Source organism: Amycolatopsis sp. NPDC102389, assembly GCF_044765885.1.
Taxonomy (GTDB): domain Bacteria; phylum Actinomycetota; class Actinomycetes; order Mycobacteriales; family Pseudonocardiaceae; genus Amycolatopsis.
The window spans coordinates 17,132-31,981 of the sequence record NZ_JBIWKX010000006.1 but is presented as its reverse complement, the minus strand read 5'-3'; the positions used below and the strand labels follow the sequence as shown (position 1 = coordinate 31,981).

The following is a 14,850-nucleotide window of genomic DNA, read 5'->3' as shown; positions in this document are numbered from 1 at the left end:
GCCGAAGTCAAGCACAGCGCGCCCGGCCCCTCACTCCGAGGCCAGCCGCCGCAGGATGCCGGTGGCGTCGGCGACGATCGTCTCGATCAGGTCGCCGACCGCGGGCAGATCGTCGAGCAGGCCGACGACCTGCCCGGACGCCAGCACGCCGGCGCTCCGGTCGCCCTCGACCAGGCCGGCGCGCAGCAACATCGGCGTGTTGGCGGCCATCAGGACCTGCGACCACGTCCGATCGCCGCCGCGTTTCATCCGCAGCCCTTCGGTGGCCAGCGAACGCCACGACAGCCCGGTCAGTTTCCGGAACTTCGCGGCGTTGCGGGCGGCCCGGGCGAGACCGCTCACCGGACCGGCGGACTCCAGCGCGTCGACCAGCTCCGTCCGGAGCACACGATGCGGCATGCCGTCCACCTTCCGGGTGACGACGGTGCCGTTGAGGTCACGGGCGAGGTACGCCTGCTTGATCTCGTCGGGGACGGTGCTTTCCCTCGTCAGGAGGAACCGGGTGCCCATGGCGACCCCGGCCGCCCCGTAGGCGAGCGCGGCGGCCAGCCCCCGGCCGTCGAAGAAGCCGCCCGCCGCGACCACCGGGATGTCGACCGCGTCGAGCACCGAGGGCAGCAGCAGCGTCGTCGCGACCCCGCCGGTGTGCCCGCCGCCCTCGCCGCCCTGCACGATGACGGCGTCCGCGCCCCAGCCAGCGACCTTCTCCGCGTGCCTGGCCGCGCCGACCGAAGGCACGACGAGGACGCCGTTGTCCTTGAGCCGCGCGATCATGTCCTTCTTCGGCGCGAGCGCGAAGGACGCGACGCGGACTTCCTCGGTGATGAGCAGTTCGACCCGGCGCGTGGCGTCTTCGGCGTCCGCGCGGAGGTTGACGCCGAACGGCTGAGACGTGCGGCTCTTGACCTCCTTGATGGCCGCCGCCAGTTCGTCGTAGGTCATCGTGGCGGACGCGAGGATGCCGAGGCCGCCTGCTTCGGCCGTCGCGGACACCAGGCGCGGCCCGGCGACCCAGCCCATCCCGGTCTGCACGATCGGGTGCCGGATCCCGGCCAGTTCGGTCAGCGCCGTCTTCACGACGGGACTTCCTTGTCCCGCAAGGACTTCGGGTCCAGGCTGGTGCGGATCAGGAGCAGTTCGGATTCGGTCGGCAGCCGGGATTCCGTGACCCCATCGGTGATCAGCGGGAACGACGTCGCCTCGACGACCTCGTCCACGGAAACCCCCGGATGCACGGAAAGCAGCCTCGGCGCGTGGTCTTCGCCGCCGAAGTCCAGGACACCGAGGTTCGTGACGACCCGATGGACGTCGTGATGCCGCAAGCCGGCTTCACGCGCCCTGGCGTAGCCGACGCCGGACACGACGTCGACCTGATCGACGAACACCCGCTTGCCGTGCCTGGGAACCCAGTAGCTCGTGCGGTGATTGGCCGTGTTGCCCGGCCCGCCTCGAACGCCCAGAAGTTGTTTCTTGGGCCGGGAATGCGCACCGATCGCCGAGATGTTCTGGTTCCCCTCGCCGTCGATCTGGTTGGCGCCCATCACCACATGTCGCTTCCCGCGCGGTACCACGGTGTCGAGGACCTTGCGGAACGGTTGCCAGCCTTCGACGACGGCGTCCGGGGTCATCAGGTACGCCTCGCCGTCGGACAGCAGGATGTCCGGCTCGAAGGTCAGCCTGGCGAGCCGGGCGCCCAGCGACGGGATGAAACCCATGGGGCTCACCACGATCTCACCGTCACCGCGGAACAATTCGGCGCAGGCCACGACGGCCACTTCGGCACGGCTGATGTCACTCACGCGGACTCCCCGAATTCGGCGACGGCCTTCTGGTACCGCGCTTCGTCCCCGGACAGGAACCTGTCGACGAACTTCGGCCACGCGTCGAGATCCTTGGCCGATTCGGCGTAGTGACGCTGGAAACGTTCGTCGCGGCCGTAGTCCGGGACGGCGGTGGTGAAATGCGCGCCGTTCGGGGTTTCGGCCACCCCGGTGACGAGCATTCGGCTCAGCAGCAGGCTCTGCACCGGGCCCGCTTCGGTGAGCTCGGCCGTGTCCACGATCTTTTCCGTGGACACGTAACACTTGCCGGCGGCGAGCGCGAACAGTTCGTCGAAGTACGGATCCGGTCCGAGATACTGCGCGTTGCCCCGCGCGTCGGCGCGGTTGAGGTGGACGAACGCGGCGTCGAGCTCGAGCGCGGGCACGGCCAGCAGCTCTTCGGCGTCGTCGTACGGCGAACGGACGGTGCGCAGCGACGGGTTCAGGTCCATCACGCCGGAGCCGAGACCCGCCCGCGTCGGAAGGAACGGAAGTCGTTGCGCGGCAGCGGAAAGCCCGGTCCCGAACACGCCTTCGTCGTATTCCGTGACGGTGATCGAACCGGATTCCCTCGCCCGGGAGAACCACGGGTCGTAGGGGATGGAATCCAGGGTGACGAAGCCGAAGACGAGATGCTTGATCTTGCCCGCCGAGGCCAGCAGCCCGACGTCCGGACCGCCGTAGGAGACCACGGTGAGATCCTTGACCGGCGACCGCAGGATCGCGCGCACCAGCGCCATCGGCTTGCGCCGCGAGCCCCAGCCGCCGATCCCGATCGTCATGCCGTCCTCGAGTTCGGCGGCGATCTCGTCCGGCGTCATCCGCTTGTCGGCCATCACTTCCCCTTACCGTCCAAGAACTCCTGGCGCGCGCCGTCCGAGACGCCCGCCAGGTTGAGTTCGAAGGTGAATCCCTGCTCGAAGCGGTAGCTGCGGTGCACGGGCTGGACGTCGATGCCGTTGATGGCCTGTTTCGCGGCGCGGATCACGCGGGTGTCCTTCGCCGCGATCTGTCGTGCGACACCGAGCGCGGTCTCGTCGAGTTCCTCCCGTGGCACCACGGCGTACACCGAACCGTGGTGGTGCAGCTGGGCCGCGGTGATCGTGGAGGCCGTGTAGTACAAGGCCCGCATCAGATGCTGGGGGACCAGGCGCGCGAGATGGGTCGCCGCGCCCAGCGCGCCGCGATCGACCTCGGGGAGCCCGAAGGTCGCGTCCTCACTGGCGATCACCACGTCCGCGTTGCCGACCAGGCCGACCCCGCCGCCGAGGCAGAAACCCTGTACCGCGGCGATCACCGGGACCGCGCAGTCGTACACCGCGGAGAACGCCGCCGCGCAGCCTTCGTTCGCGCCGATCAGCGCGCCGTACCCCGGATCGCGCTGGATCTCCTTGATGTCGACGCCGGCGTTGAACCCGCGGCCCTCCGCGCGCAGCACCACCACGTGGGTCTCGGGATCGCGTCCGGCGTCGGTGACGGCGGAGGCGAGGGCGAACCATCCCTTCACGCTCAGCGCGTTCACCGGGGGCGCGTCGACCGTGACCACGGCGATGCCGGGCTCCGGTGAGTGGGTGGAAATGGCCATCGTGCACCCTTCGCCGCTACCAAACCTAGCACTTGCTTGGTACGTTAGCAGGACGTCCGGCCCGGGTACAGCGACCGTGAAGGAGGCCCGGCATGGCACTCGAACTCCGGCTCGACGGCGCCGTGGTGCTGGTGACCGGTGGGGTCCGCGGCGTCGGCGCCGGTGTCACCAGGACTTTCCTGCGCGCCGGCGCCGAAGTCGTCACCTGCGCCCGCACCGAACCCGAGCGGCCGGTGTGCGCCGGGGACAAGGCGTCGACCTTCATCTCCTGCGACGTCCGCGACACGGGAGAAGTCGACGCGCTCGTCGATGAGATCGTCCGGCGCCACGGCAGGATCGACGTCGTGGTCAACAACGCGGGCGGCGCGCCGTACGCCGAGGCGGCGACCGCGTCACCGCGGTTCCACGAGAAGATCGTCGCGCTGAACCTGCTGGCGCCGCTGTCCGTCGCCCGTGCGGCGAACGCCGTCATGCAGGAGCAGGAAAGCGGCGGTGTCATCGTGAACATCAGCAGCGTCAGTGCGACGAGACCGTCGCCAGGTACGGCGTCCTACGGTGCGGCGAAAGCGGGCCTCGACAACCTGACCGCGTCGCTCGCCGTCGAATGGGCGCCGAAGGTGCGGGTCAACGGGCTCGACGTCGGCATGGTGCGGACGGAGCACTCGCATCTGCACTACGGCGACGAAGCGGGAATCGAGGCGGTGGGCGCGACAGTCCCGTTAGGACGGTTGGCCGAGCCCGACGAGATCGGTTCCTGCGCGGTGTTCCTGGCGTCCCCGCTGGCCTCCTATGTCAGCGGTGCCTGCCTGACCGTCCACGGCGGGGGAGAAGTGCCTGCCTTCCTCGCCGCTTCCAATTCCCTGGTGAAAGAACGAAAGGAGCCGGTGTGAGCGGGATCGCCGACGGCCGGATCGTGGTGGTGACCGGCGCCGGTCGCGGTATCGGACGGGCGCACGCGCTCGCGTTCGCCGCCGAGGGCGCGCTGGTGGTGGTGAACGACCTCGGCGCCGGGATCGACGGAAGCGGCGGGTCGGCCGGGCCCGCCCAGGACGTCGTCGACGAGATCGAGGCGCTCGGCGGCAAAGCGGTGGCGAACACCGACGACATCGCCTCCTGGGACGGTGCCGCGGCACTGGTACGGACGGCCGTGGAGACTTTCGGCGGGCTGGACGTCCTGGTCAACAACGCGGGTTTCCTGCGCGACCGGATGCTCGTCAACCTCGGCGAGGACGAATGGGACGCGGTCATCCGCGTTCACCTGAAGGGGCATTTCGCGCCGACGCGCCACGCCGCCGAATACTGGCGAGCCGAGGCGAAGGCGGGCCGCACGCGGGCCGCACGGGTGATCAACACCAGCTCCGGGGCCGGCCTGCTCGGCAGTGTCGGACAAGGGAACTACGCGGCCGCGAAGTCCGGCATCCTGGGTCTCACGCTGGTCGCGGCGACCGAATTCGCGCGCTACGGCGTCACCGTGAACGCGATCGCCCCGGCCGCCCGGACCCGGATGACCGAAGTGGCCTTCGCCGACGACATGGCCGCGCCGGAGGCCGGTTTCGACGCCATGGCACCGGAAAACGTGTCGCCGCTGGTGGTGTGGCTCGGCAGCGAGGAGTCGTCCGCGGTCACCGGCCGGGTGTTCGAGGTCGACGGCGGACGTGTCTCGATCGCACAGGGCTGGCGGCACGGCACGGTGCGGGACAAGGGATCCCGGTGGTCACCGGCCGAGCTCGGCCCTGTCGTGGCGGAGTTGCTGGCGGAAGCTCCCGTGCCCGAACCCGTATACGGCGCTTAGGTCTTCAGCTCAGGCGTCCCGGGTCAGGTCCTGGACCTCCGGAAGCCGCTGGAACCCGCCCGATTCGTAGGTCGTGACGGCGGCGATGTTGGAACTCGGCGTGTTCACGCCCGCGCTGGACGAGCCGAGCTCCTGGAGCGCGGCCGCCGCGGCGACGGTGATCGCGCGGCCATGACCGTGCCCCCGATGGTCCCGGTGCACGCCCATCGGCTCGAGTATCCCGGGCTTGCCGGGACCGGCCGACCACACGGCGACCGCCGCGACGGCGTCACCCCGCCCGTCATACCCGACCAGGTACCGGGAGTCGGCGTACGGCGCACCGGTCGCCATCGTGCGCCACTTCTCGGGGGTGAACGTCGAGCCGTCGAACACCTCTCGCATCACGTCGGCCCACACGTGGCAGTCGTCCGGTCCGATCGTCTCGATCCGCAGGTCCGGGGCCTTCACCGGTTCGGTGAGATCGCGGCGCAGCGGGGTCCACGGTTCGCCGGCGTGCCAGCCGTGCCCGGGCAGCAGTTCCTGGAGCAGAGCGTCCTTCGGCGCTTCGACGGACACCTCGCCCGGCGGGAGCACACCGCGTTCCGGCGCGATCACGTCTTCGGCCAGCCGGCGCGCCAGGTCCTCGTCCCGGCGGACGTCCGGCGCGGTCGTGAGCCGCAGGACGTCGTCTCCGTCGAGGAGCCCGACGGCGAGAATCCGCCCGTCCCGGCGCCAGATCCGGACCGCCGCGGCCGTCGCCTCCGCCCCCGAACGCCAGAACCAGCCGAGGTCACCGGGATGCAGTTGCCAAGCCACGCCTTCGGATTGCCACTCCCGCAGCGCCTCCACGGCCTCGTTCAGTCCGTCGAGTCCCGGCTTCTCCAAGCTGATCACCATGTCGTGATCACACACCACACAGAGAGAGCGCGCATCTGGTTTTCGGCGGGGCAAGATGGGGGAGTGAAGTCACTTCAGCGCCTTCTCTGGGAAGCGGTCGAACCGCTGCACGCCGTCGTCTACTTCGCCCCGGAGACGGCGGCCGCGGCCAAGGCGGCAGGCTTGCCGGGCTGGTGGATGGGCTACTTCGCCGGTCGGGTCGCGCCGCTCGGACCGTTGCCGGAGCCGCCCGCGACCGCGATGCTGTTCGGGTTCGCCCCGAGGATGGTCGCGCGTTCCCTGCCCGACGCGTGGAAGTACGCCGAACCGGCCGTCGTCCTCCAGAGCCGGATGGACGCCGTCGAGGAGGCCCTGAACCGGATCCTGCCCGCCGACGCGCCTCTCGGGGAACTCGCCGATCTGCTCGAACAGGCTGTCGCAGGCTGCGACTACGCGGCCAGGCCGCTCGCCGCCGCTTGGTCCTCGGTCGCCAGGCCCGCGACGCCGGCGGGCCGGGTCTGGCTCGCGGCGACGGTGTTGCGCGAGCATCGCGGGGACGGTCACGTGCTGGCCGCGGTCGCCGCCGGACTGCGCGGGCTCGACACCACGCTGACCCACATCGGCAGCGGGGCGGTGACCCGCGAGGTCATCCAAATCAACCGTGGCTGGTCCGACGACGAATGGGACGAGAGTGTCGCGCGGCTGTCCGGGCTGGGCGTCCTCGACGGCGATCTGAAGCTCACCGACGCGGGAATCGCGCTGCGCCAACGGATCGAGGACGAGACCGACCGCCTCGCCGCCGGCCCGCTCGACGCGTTGGGCGAGGACGGTGCCACCGAGGTGCTGCGGATCGCCGTCCCGCTGAGCCGCCGGATCTTCGACGCCGGCGCGATCCCGCTGCCGAACCCGATGGGGGCGCCGCGGCCCTGACCGCTCGAAACTGTCGGACCCCGGTGGGATGCTGTTCCGCATGGCGACGTGGCAGCAGTTCAGTGAAGACGCACCCGCGCTGGCGGCCAAGATCAAAGAGCGGTTCACCGCGGCGAAGTCGCATGTGCTGGCGACCGTCCGGCGGGACGGTTCGCCCCGGGTCAGTGGCAGTGAGGTCGATTTCCGTGAGCAGGACCTGCTGATCGGTTCGATGATCGGCGCGATGAAGGCGAAGGATCTGCGGCACGACGGCAGGTTCGCGATCCACGCCGCCTCGGCGATCGACGAGGGCGGCGCGGACGCGAAGGTGTCAGGAAGGGCCGTCGAGATCACCGATCCGGCGGAGGTCGCCCGCCTGCAGGGCGACGACGGGGAGGCGCACGTCTTCCGGCTCGACCTCACCGAGGCGGTGCTGACCTGGGTCGAGGGCAACACCATCTATTTCGACTTCTGGAAGGAGGGCCAGGGACTCAAGAGGCTCGCTAGGCCGGACAACGGCCCGGTGGTCGAGGTGGGCGTGGGCTAGACGCGCAAGGCAGACAAGGGCAGTGGTGCGTCGCGGTCGTCGACTGTGTGGATTTTGGGGCGTCAGATGACCAGAAATCCACACAGTCGTGGGTGACCGGTCCGGTCACGAGCACTGTGTGGAAATAGAGACAGTGAACGTCCCTATTCCCACACACCCCTCACCCCGAGTGAAGGAGTCGCCTGGGCTCGGCACCCGGTGTCGCGTGAACCTGCTTGCCTTACGCCGCCGCGGCCCGTGACCGCGTCAGAAAGCCCGAGTACTCCAGCAGGATCACGCGACGCTAGATCCGTTCGATGATCGTGCCGGTGGAAAGCGCGCCACCGGCGCACATCGTGACCAGCGCGGTGCTCGCGTCACGGCGTTCCAGTTCGTGCAACGCCGTGGTCAGCAGGCGAGCGCCGGTGCTGCCGACGGGATGCCCGAGCGCGATCGCGCCACCGTTCACGTTGACCTTGGCCTCGTCGGGCCGGTGCACCCGCTGCCACGACAACACGACCGAAGCGAACGCCTCGTTGACTTCGAAGAGGTCGAGGTCGCCGATCGTCATCCCCGCCTTGGCGAGGACGCGTTCGGTCGCCTGCACGGGGCCGTCGAGGTGGTAGTACGGCTCCGCGCCGACCAACGCCTGCGAGACGATGCGGGCTCGTGGCTTGAGGCCCAGCGCCTTGGCCCGGTCCGAGTCCATCAGGAGGAGCGCGGCCGCGCCGTCGGAGATCTGCGACGAGGTCCCGGCCGTGTGCACGCCGCCTTCGAGGACGGGCTTGAGCTTGGAGAGGCCTTCGACGGTCGTCTCGCGAAGTCCTTGGTCGCGCGACACCAGCCGGGTCTCGCCGGTCGGCGTGCCGTCCTCGCCGAGCACGGGTGCCTTCACCGCGGCGACCTCGCGGTCGAAGTGCCCGGCGGCCCACGCGGCGGCGGCCTTGGCCTGGGACTCCGTCCCGAACCGGTCGACGTCGTGGCGGGTGATCCCGCGGCGTTCCGCGATCCGCTCGGCCGCGCCGTACTGGTTCGGCATGTCGATCGACCACGACTGGGGCCTCGGCGTGCCGACGCCCTCGCCGCGGTTCGCGCCCAGCGGGACCCGGCTCATCGCCTCGACGCCGCACGAGACGCCGGCGTCGATCGCGCCTGCCGCGATGAGCCCGGCGATCAGATGGGTCGCCTGCTGCGCCGAGCCGCACTGGGCGTCGAGGGTGGTCGCGCCCGTCGTCTCCGGAAGCCCGGCGTGCAGCCATGCCGTGCGCGTGACGTTGCCCGCCTGCTCGCCCGCCTGGGTCACGGCACCGCCGATCGCCTGTTCGACGAGCGCGGCATCCAGCCCCGCGCGGTCGAGCAGGGCGCGCTGCGCCGCGCCGAGGATCTCGGCGGCGTGCAGCCCCGCCAGGTGGCCCCTGCGCTTGCCGATAGGGGTGCGGACCGCCTCGACGATCACCGGACTACCCACGTTCGCCTCCTGGAAAACACTGTTCACTACTCGAAAAGTAGAACACGTTCTTGATTTGAGCAAGCCGTCCCAGGGTTCGCCGGATTTTGATCACTGGTAGTCGTTCCCGCGTCTTGCAGGGCGAGCATGATCCACAACGGTCGAGTTAACGGGTTTCACTGAAACTCTTCACTTGGTAAACGCCGTATGCTTCAATCGGGTCTAGAACGTGTTTCATTGGCGAACCGCGTAGGAGGTAGCCCGTGGCCGCTCCCCTGATCCCCGCCGGTTTCGATTTCACCGATCCGGATCTGTACGCCACCAGACTGCCTCTGGAGGAGTTCGCCGAACTCCGCCGTACGGCACCGGTTTGGTGGAACCCTCAGCCGCACAACACCGCGGGCTTCCGCGATGACGGCTACTGGGTGGTCAGCCGGCTCGAAGACGTCAAGGCGGTGTCGAGGGACAGCGAGCTGTTCTCCTCGCGGGAGAAGACCGCGATCATCCGGTTCGACGAGAACATGACCGACGACAGCCTCGAAGCCAATCGTCTGGTCCTGCTCAACATGGACGCCCCGCAGCACACGAAGCTGCGCAGGATCGTCTCGAAGGGCTTCACGCCGAGGTCGATCGCGAAACTCGAAGACACCCTGCGCGACCGCGCGGAGAAGATCGTCAGCGAGGCCAAGAAAAAGGGCTCCGGCGATTTCGTCGTCGACGTCGCGTGCGAACTTCCCTTGCAGGCCATCGCCGAACTGATCGGCATCCCGCAGGAAGACCGGATGAAGGTCTTCGACTGGTCGAACCAGATGGTCTCCTACGACGATCCCGAGTACGAGGTCGAGCCGCTCGCCGCGTCCGCCGAGATCGTCGGCTACGCCTGGAACATGGCCGAAGAGCGGCGCAAGTGCCCGATGGACGACATCGTCACGAAGCTGGTGCAGGCCGACGTCGACGGTGAATCGCTGGCGTCGGACGAGTTCGGCTTCTTCGTCATCTTGCTCGCCGTCGCGGGCAACGAGACCACGCGCAACGCGATCACCCATGGGATGAAGGCGTTCCTCGATCATCCCGAGCAGTGGGAGCTGTACAAGAAGGAGCGCCCGAAGACCGCGCCGGACGAGATCGTCCGCTGGGCCACCCCGGTGGTCGCGTTCCAGCGCACCGCGACCCGCGACACCGAACTCGGTGGCCAGCACATCCGCAAGGGCGACCGGGTCGGGATGTTCTACAGTTCCGCGAACTTCGACCCGGACCACTTCGACGAGCCGGAGAAGTTCGACATCCTCCGCGAGGACAACCCGCATGTCGGTTTCGGCGGCACGGGTTCGCACTACTGCATCGGTGCCAACCTCGCGCGGCTGGAGATCGACCTGATCTTCAACGCCATCGCCGATGTCATGCCGGACATCACCGAACTCGCCCCGCCGGACAGGCTCCGCTCGAGCTGGCTCAACGGGATCAAGCACTACCAGGTCCGCTACGCCTGACCGGATGGCGTGGGGCACCATGGGGCCATGGGTCCCCACGTGCAGGTCGATGTCGAAATGTCCTTCCGGGTCACGAAACCCGGCCCCGCCGCGTTCGTGATCGCGCTCGCGGGCGGGGCCGGTCAGGAAGAGTTCGCCTATCCCGCGCCGCCGCGCCAGGTGGCGTTCGAACACGGGACCCGCGCCCAGGTCGTCGATCTGCCGCTCGGTGAACACGTCGTGCGGTACCGGGCCGGCCGCGCGCTCGACCCGGCCGATGCCGAGCTCGTCACCCTGGACGACGTCATCCGCTACACCAGGCCCAGCCGGTACTGCCCCTCCGACCGGATGGGCGGGCTGGCGCTGTCCCGGTTCGGCGGCCTGCCCGACCCGCGCGCCCAGGTGGAGGCGATCGTCCGGGAGGTGGGCGAGCATCTGTCCTATGTGGTCGGTTCCGGTTCGCCGACCGATGACGCCGTCGACACCTACCTCGCAGGGGAAGGGGTTTGCCGCGACTACGCGCACGTCTGCATTTCGCTGTGCCGCGTGCTGGACATCCCCGCCCGGTTCGCCGCCGTCTACGCGCCCGGACTGTCCCCAATGGACTTCCATGCCGTGTTCGAAGCCGCGATCGACGGCCGCTGGTACGTCTTCGACGCGACCGGCCTCGCGCCGAGGCAGAGCCTCTGCCGGATCGCCACCGGACGGGACGCCGCCGACACCGCGTTCCTCTCCACCCTCGGCTGTGAGCTGGACTTTCTCGGTAACACCGTGCTGGCGACCGCGGGCCCGTCGCTGCCGGAGGACGACGGCTCGCGGCTGATCGCGCTCGGTTGATCGCGTGTTGCCCACGAGCCGTGACCTGGCTGAGGTAGACATTGGCGTGTGAGGGAGAAGCGAGCATCGACGAAATGGCAGCGGCTGCGTGCCCGCCACCGCTGGCTGGACCACGTGGCGCGGGCGGTGAACCGCTACATCGAGTACGGCGGTTACCACTACGTCGCGTCGATCACCTATTTCAGCCTGTTCTCACTGGTGCCCATCCTCATGGTCGCGGTTTCGGTGGCCGGCTTCGTGCTGGCGAGCCAGCCGCAGCTGATCGAGTCGATGCTGAACGCGATCACCGGAACCCTGCCCGGCGGCCTCGGTGACAAGGCGGGCGAGCTGCTCACCGGGTTCGTCGAGCAGCGCACCAGTGTCGGGATCATCGGTCTGATCATCGGCTTGTACTCCGGCTGGAACTGGATGAACTCGCTGCGGGACGCGCTCACCGCGCTGTGGGGCCAGAACCGGTCGGATCTCCCGCTGTTGCGCACGATCGCCGCGGACCTGCTCGCGCTGCTCGGCCTCGCGAGCGCGCTGCTGGTCTCGTTCGCCATCACCATCTCCGGGTCCGCGCTCGGCCGGTACCTGCTGGGGCTGGCCGGAGTGGACGACACCGCCTGGGGCCACAACGTGCTGTCGGCGATCTCGATCCCCTTGGCGCTGCTGGCGAACTGGCTCGTGTTCCTCTGGGTGCTCACCCGCTTGCCGCGGAAACCGGTCGGCGTCCGCAGCGCGATGCGCGGCGCGGTCGCGCTGGCGCTGGGCTTCGAACTGCTGAAGCAGGCCGGTGGGATCTACCTGCGCCTGATCGGGAACTCGCCGACCGGGGTCGCGTTCGGCTCCATCATCGGTTTGATCTTCTTCATCTCGCTGGTGGCGCGGATGCTGGTGTTCGTCACGGCCTGGACGGCGACCGCGCGCGACGCCCCGCCGGATCCGGTCAAGCCGCCGCCTCCCGTGGTGGTCCGGCCGGTGGTCGCGGCGCCTGATCGGCACGGGCTCAAGCCGGTGCTGGTGGGCGCGGTGACCGGAGTGGTCGCGACGCTGGCCGCACAACGTCTCCGGCCGCGCCGCCGCCTCTGAATCGCACGTTCGCGACTGGTCAGCTCGGCTTGGCCGAAGGGAGAGAGAGTTCGATGTCCGGCGATCGGTCACCACTGGGCGGTCGGAAGCCGTCGTTCGCTCTGTCCGAACTCGTGGGTTCACGGGTGGATGAGGCGCGCTCCAGATGTGAGGCCGACGGCTTCGAAGTCGAGACGTCGAGCTGGAGCGACCGGGAGCCGTGACACTGGACTATCGGCCGGCCAGAATCCGCCTGCGTGTCAGGCACGGAAGGGTCGAAGAAGCCAAGCGCGGCTGAAGGGGTCTTTCCCCGCGTGAGATGCGACCAAAGCGTCCTTCATCGCGAGCTCGGCTTGGCCGACCCCACCACCCACATCGAGAAGAACTGCGAACCGCCGCCGTACGCGTGCCCGAGCGCGATCCGCGCGCCGTCGACCTGGTAGTCCCCGGCCCGCCCCATCACCTGCTTGGCCGCTTCGGAGAACCGGAGCATCCCGGAGGCCCCGATCGGGTTCGACGAGAGCACACCGCCCGAAGGGTTGATCGGCAGGCGTCCGTCGAGCGCGGTCTCACCCGCCTCGGTGAGTTTCCAGCCCTGGCCCTCGTCGGTGAACCCCAGGTTCTCCAGCCACATCGGCTCGAACCACGAGAACGGCACGTAGATCTCGGCGGCGTCCACTTCGGACAGTGGGTCGGTGATGCCGGCGTCCCGCCACAACGCGGCCGCGGCGTCCCGGCCGGCCTGCGGGTTGACCTGGTCGCGTCCGGCGAACGTGGTCGGCTCGGTGCGCATCGCGGTCGCGTGGATCCACGCCGCGCCACCGGGGACCGCGTCGCCCGACGCCTCGTCCCCGATCACCATCGCGCACGCGCCATCCGAGGACGGGCACGTCTCGTCGTAGCGGATCGGGTCCCACAGCATCTGCGACGCCTGTACCGATTCGACCGTGATGTCGGATTGCCTCAGGTGGGCGTACGGATTGAGGGCCCCGTTGCGCCGGTCCTTGGCCGCCACGATCGCGCCGACGTGGTCGGGCGCGCCGGATCGCCGGATGTAGGACCGCACGTGCGGCGCGAAATAGCCGCCCGCCCCGGCGCCCACCGGCATCTGGAACGGCGGCAGGATCGACAGGCCCCACATCGCGTTCGACTCGGATTGCTTCTCGAAGGCCACGGTCAGCACCCGTTTGTGCACGCCCGCCTGCACCAGCGACGCTGCCACGAGCGCGGTCGAACCGCCGACCGAACCCGCGGTGTGCACACGCAGCAACGGTTTCCCGGTCGCACCGAGCGCGTCGGCGAGGAACAGTTCGGGCATCATCACGCCTTCGAACAGATCCGGCGCCTTGCCGAGGACGACGGCGTCGATGTCGTCCCAGCCGGTCCCCGCGTCGAGCATCGCCCGGTCGATGGCTTCCCGGAGCAGGCCGGGCATGGACACGTCGGTGCGCTTGGCCTTGTGGTGGGTCTGGCCGGTTCCCAAAACGGCCGCGAGGTGCTTCACGAGAGGACCTCCAAGGTCGCGACCAGGTTCTGCTGGAGGACGGGGCCGCTCGTCGCGTGGGCGAGGACTTTGCGCGCGCTGCCGTCGAGGACGCGGTTCGCCGCCTCGCCGATCCGCGCCAGCCCCGCCGAGAACATCGGATTTCCGGTCAGGACGCCGCCCGAAGGGTTGATCCGCACCTGGTCGCCGAGGCCCAGCGCGTCGCGCAGGATCAATTCCTGGTGGGTGAACGGCGCGTGCAGTTCGGCGAGTTCGACGCCGTCGAGGTCGAGCGCCCGCCCGGCGGCCGCCGTCGACGGTGACCTGGTGAGGTCCCGGACGCCGAGCGCCGGAGAGTCGACCCGGTGCTCGATCCCGGTGATCACCGCGGGGCTGTCGACGAGGTCCGCCGCCCGCTCGGCCGACGCGAGCACGAGCACGGCGGCGCCGTCGGTGATGGGGGCGATGTCGTGGGCCCGCAAGGGATCCGCGAAGTACGGGGCGTCGAGAAGCTCCGCGACTTCGACCGTTCCGGAGAGCTGTGCGGCGGGGTTTCCGGCGGCGTCGGCGCGGCTGCGCGCGGCGACCTCGGCGAGGTCTTTTTCCGACCACAGCCCGGATTCGAGCCCCAGCCTCGCCTGGATCCCGGCCACGCTCACCGAATCCGGCCACAGCGGCGCGACGACGTAGGGATCCATCTGCAGGGCGAGCACCCGCCGCAATTGCCCGGCGGAGGACTTGCCGAAGCCGTAGACGAGCGCGGTGTCGACCTCACCCATCCGGATCTTCAGCCAAGCCTCGTACAACGCCCAAGCGGCGTCCATCTCGACATGCGACTCGTGGATCGGCGGGAAGGCGCCGATGGCATCGACCGCGGCGATGAACGAGAACGCGCGGCCTGCCAGGTAGTCCGAGGAACCCGAGCACCAGAACCCGATGTCCTCTTTGGACAGACCGGTGCGCTCGAAGACCTCGGCGAAGATCGGCACCAGCATTTCCACGCCGTTGGTGGTGCCCGGGGTGCTGCGGACGTTGGGGGCCTGCGCGAAGCCCACGACTGCTACATCTGGCACTGTG

15 protein-coding genes are annotated in these 14,850 nt (G+C 69.3%); 7 read left to right on the top strand and 8 right to left on the bottom strand.

Annotation, left to right across the window (positions count from 1 at the left end):
- Positions 1-30 precede the first annotated feature (30 nt).
- Genes ACIRGA_RS07710 through ACIRGA_RS07695 form a run of 4 tightly spaced genes read right to left on the bottom strand, consistent with a single transcriptional unit; the run spans position 31 to position 3,405 of the window.
- On the bottom strand, positions 31-1,077 hold the full coding sequence (locus ACIRGA_RS07710; protein WP_400937832.1) for an NAD(P)H-dependent flavin oxidoreductase: 1,047 nt from the start codon (positions 1,075-1,077) through the stop codon (positions 31-33).
- Positions 1,074-1,799 (bottom strand): CoA-transferase subunit beta, encoded by a 726-nt coding sequence (locus ACIRGA_RS07705; RefSeq protein ID WP_400937830.1) that lies wholly within the window; start codon positions 1,797-1,799, stop codon positions 1,074-1,076. Before ACIRGA_RS07705 ends, ACIRGA_RS07710 begins: the two co-directional genes overlap by 4 nt.
- Positions 1,796-2,656 carry a CoA transferase subunit A gene (locus ACIRGA_RS07700; protein ID WP_400937829.1) on the bottom strand — a complete coding sequence of 287 codons (861 nt, stop codon included), beginning with the start codon at positions 2,654-2,656 and terminating at the stop codon, positions 1,796-1,798. The genes ACIRGA_RS07705 and ACIRGA_RS07700 overlap by 4 nt, the downstream gene beginning before the upstream one ends.
- A complete protein-coding gene (locus tag ACIRGA_RS07695) occupies positions 2,656-3,405 on the bottom strand; it encodes an enoyl-CoA hydratase family protein (protein ID WP_400937827.1) in 750 nt (249 codons plus the stop codon). Before ACIRGA_RS07695 ends, ACIRGA_RS07700 begins: the two co-directional genes overlap by 1 nt.
- Before the next feature lie 92 nt (positions 3,406-3,497).
- Here ACIRGA_RS07695 and ACIRGA_RS07690 point away from each other — a divergent pair, with 92 nt between their 5' ends.
- Both ACIRGA_RS07690 and ACIRGA_RS07685 read left to right on the top strand, forming a co-directional pair.
- A complete protein-coding gene (locus tag ACIRGA_RS07690) occupies positions 3,498-4,295 on the top strand; it encodes an SDR family oxidoreductase (protein WP_400937825.1) in 798 nt (265 codons plus the stop codon).
- Entirely contained in the window at positions 4,292-5,197 is a 906-nt protein-coding gene (locus ACIRGA_RS07685; RefSeq protein WP_400937822.1) for an SDR family oxidoreductase, read from the top strand. The genes ACIRGA_RS07690 and ACIRGA_RS07685 overlap by 4 nt, the downstream gene beginning before the upstream one ends.
- 9 nt (positions 5,198-5,206) lie before the next feature.
- On the opposite strand, the gene ACIRGA_RS07680 is transcribed toward ACIRGA_RS07685, so the two are convergent.
- Positions 5,207-6,073 carry a GNAT family N-acetyltransferase gene (locus ACIRGA_RS07680; protein ID WP_400937820.1) on the bottom strand — a complete coding sequence of 289 codons (867 nt, stop codon included), beginning with the start codon at positions 6,071-6,073 and terminating at the stop codon, positions 5,207-5,209.
- Between the two features lie 63 nt (positions 6,074-6,136).
- Here ACIRGA_RS07680 and ACIRGA_RS07675 point away from each other — a divergent pair, with 63 nt between their 5' ends.
- Positions 6,137-6,982 (top strand): hypothetical protein, encoded by an 846-nt coding sequence (locus ACIRGA_RS07675; RefSeq protein WP_400937817.1) that lies wholly within the window; start codon positions 6,137-6,139, stop codon positions 6,980-6,982.
- Between the two features lie 40 nt (positions 6,983-7,022).
- Positions 7,023-7,508: a pyridoxamine 5'-phosphate oxidase family protein gene (locus ACIRGA_RS07670; RefSeq protein ID WP_400937816.1), complete on the top strand. Its 486-nt coding sequence runs from the start codon at positions 7,023-7,025 to the stop codon at positions 7,506-7,508.
- Between the two features lie 283 nt (positions 7,509-7,791).
- Here the strand turns inward: ACIRGA_RS07670 and ACIRGA_RS07665 are convergent, their stop codons facing one another.
- Positions 7,792-8,955, bottom strand: a complete 1,164-nt coding sequence (locus ACIRGA_RS07665; RefSeq protein WP_400937813.1) for a steroid 3-ketoacyl-CoA thiolase — start codon at positions 8,953-8,955, stop codon at positions 7,792-7,794.
- Between the two features lie 242 nt (positions 8,956-9,197).
- On the opposite strand from ACIRGA_RS07665, the gene ACIRGA_RS07660 reads away from it, so the two are divergent.
- The 3 genes from ACIRGA_RS07660 to ACIRGA_RS07650 are packed head-to-tail and all read left to right on the top strand — an operon-like array spanning position 9,198 to position 12,311.
- Positions 9,198-10,424 (top strand): cytochrome P450, encoded by a 1,227-nt coding sequence (locus ACIRGA_RS07660; RefSeq protein WP_400937810.1) that lies wholly within the window; start codon positions 9,198-9,200, stop codon positions 10,422-10,424.
- Between the two features lie 27 nt (positions 10,425-10,451).
- Positions 10,452-11,240, top strand: a complete 789-nt coding sequence (locus tag ACIRGA_RS07655) for a transglutaminase family protein (protein ID WP_400937808.1) — start codon at positions 10,452-10,454, stop codon at positions 11,238-11,240.
- Positions 11,241-11,288: 48 nt separating this feature from the next.
- On the top strand, positions 11,289-12,311 hold the full coding sequence (locus tag ACIRGA_RS07650; RefSeq protein WP_400937805.1) for a YhjD/YihY/BrkB family envelope integrity protein: 1,023 nt from the start codon (positions 11,289-11,291) through the stop codon (positions 12,309-12,311).
- A gap of 316 nt (positions 12,312-12,627) precedes the next feature.
- On the opposite strand, the gene ACIRGA_RS07645 is transcribed toward ACIRGA_RS07650, so the two are convergent.
- Together ACIRGA_RS07645 and ACIRGA_RS07640 are read right to left on the bottom strand one after the other, a co-directional pair.
- Positions 12,628-13,794, bottom strand: coding sequence for a thiolase domain-containing protein (locus ACIRGA_RS07645; protein WP_400937803.1), 1,167 nt, complete (start codon positions 13,792-13,794; stop codon positions 12,628-12,630).
- Positions 13,791-14,846 carry a thiolase domain-containing protein gene (locus ACIRGA_RS07640; protein ID WP_400937801.1) on the bottom strand — a complete coding sequence of 352 codons (1,056 nt, stop codon included), beginning with the start codon at positions 14,844-14,846 and terminating at the stop codon, positions 13,791-13,793. The genes ACIRGA_RS07645 and ACIRGA_RS07640 overlap by 4 nt, the downstream gene beginning before the upstream one ends.
- Positions 14,847-14,850: the final 4 nt, after the last annotated feature.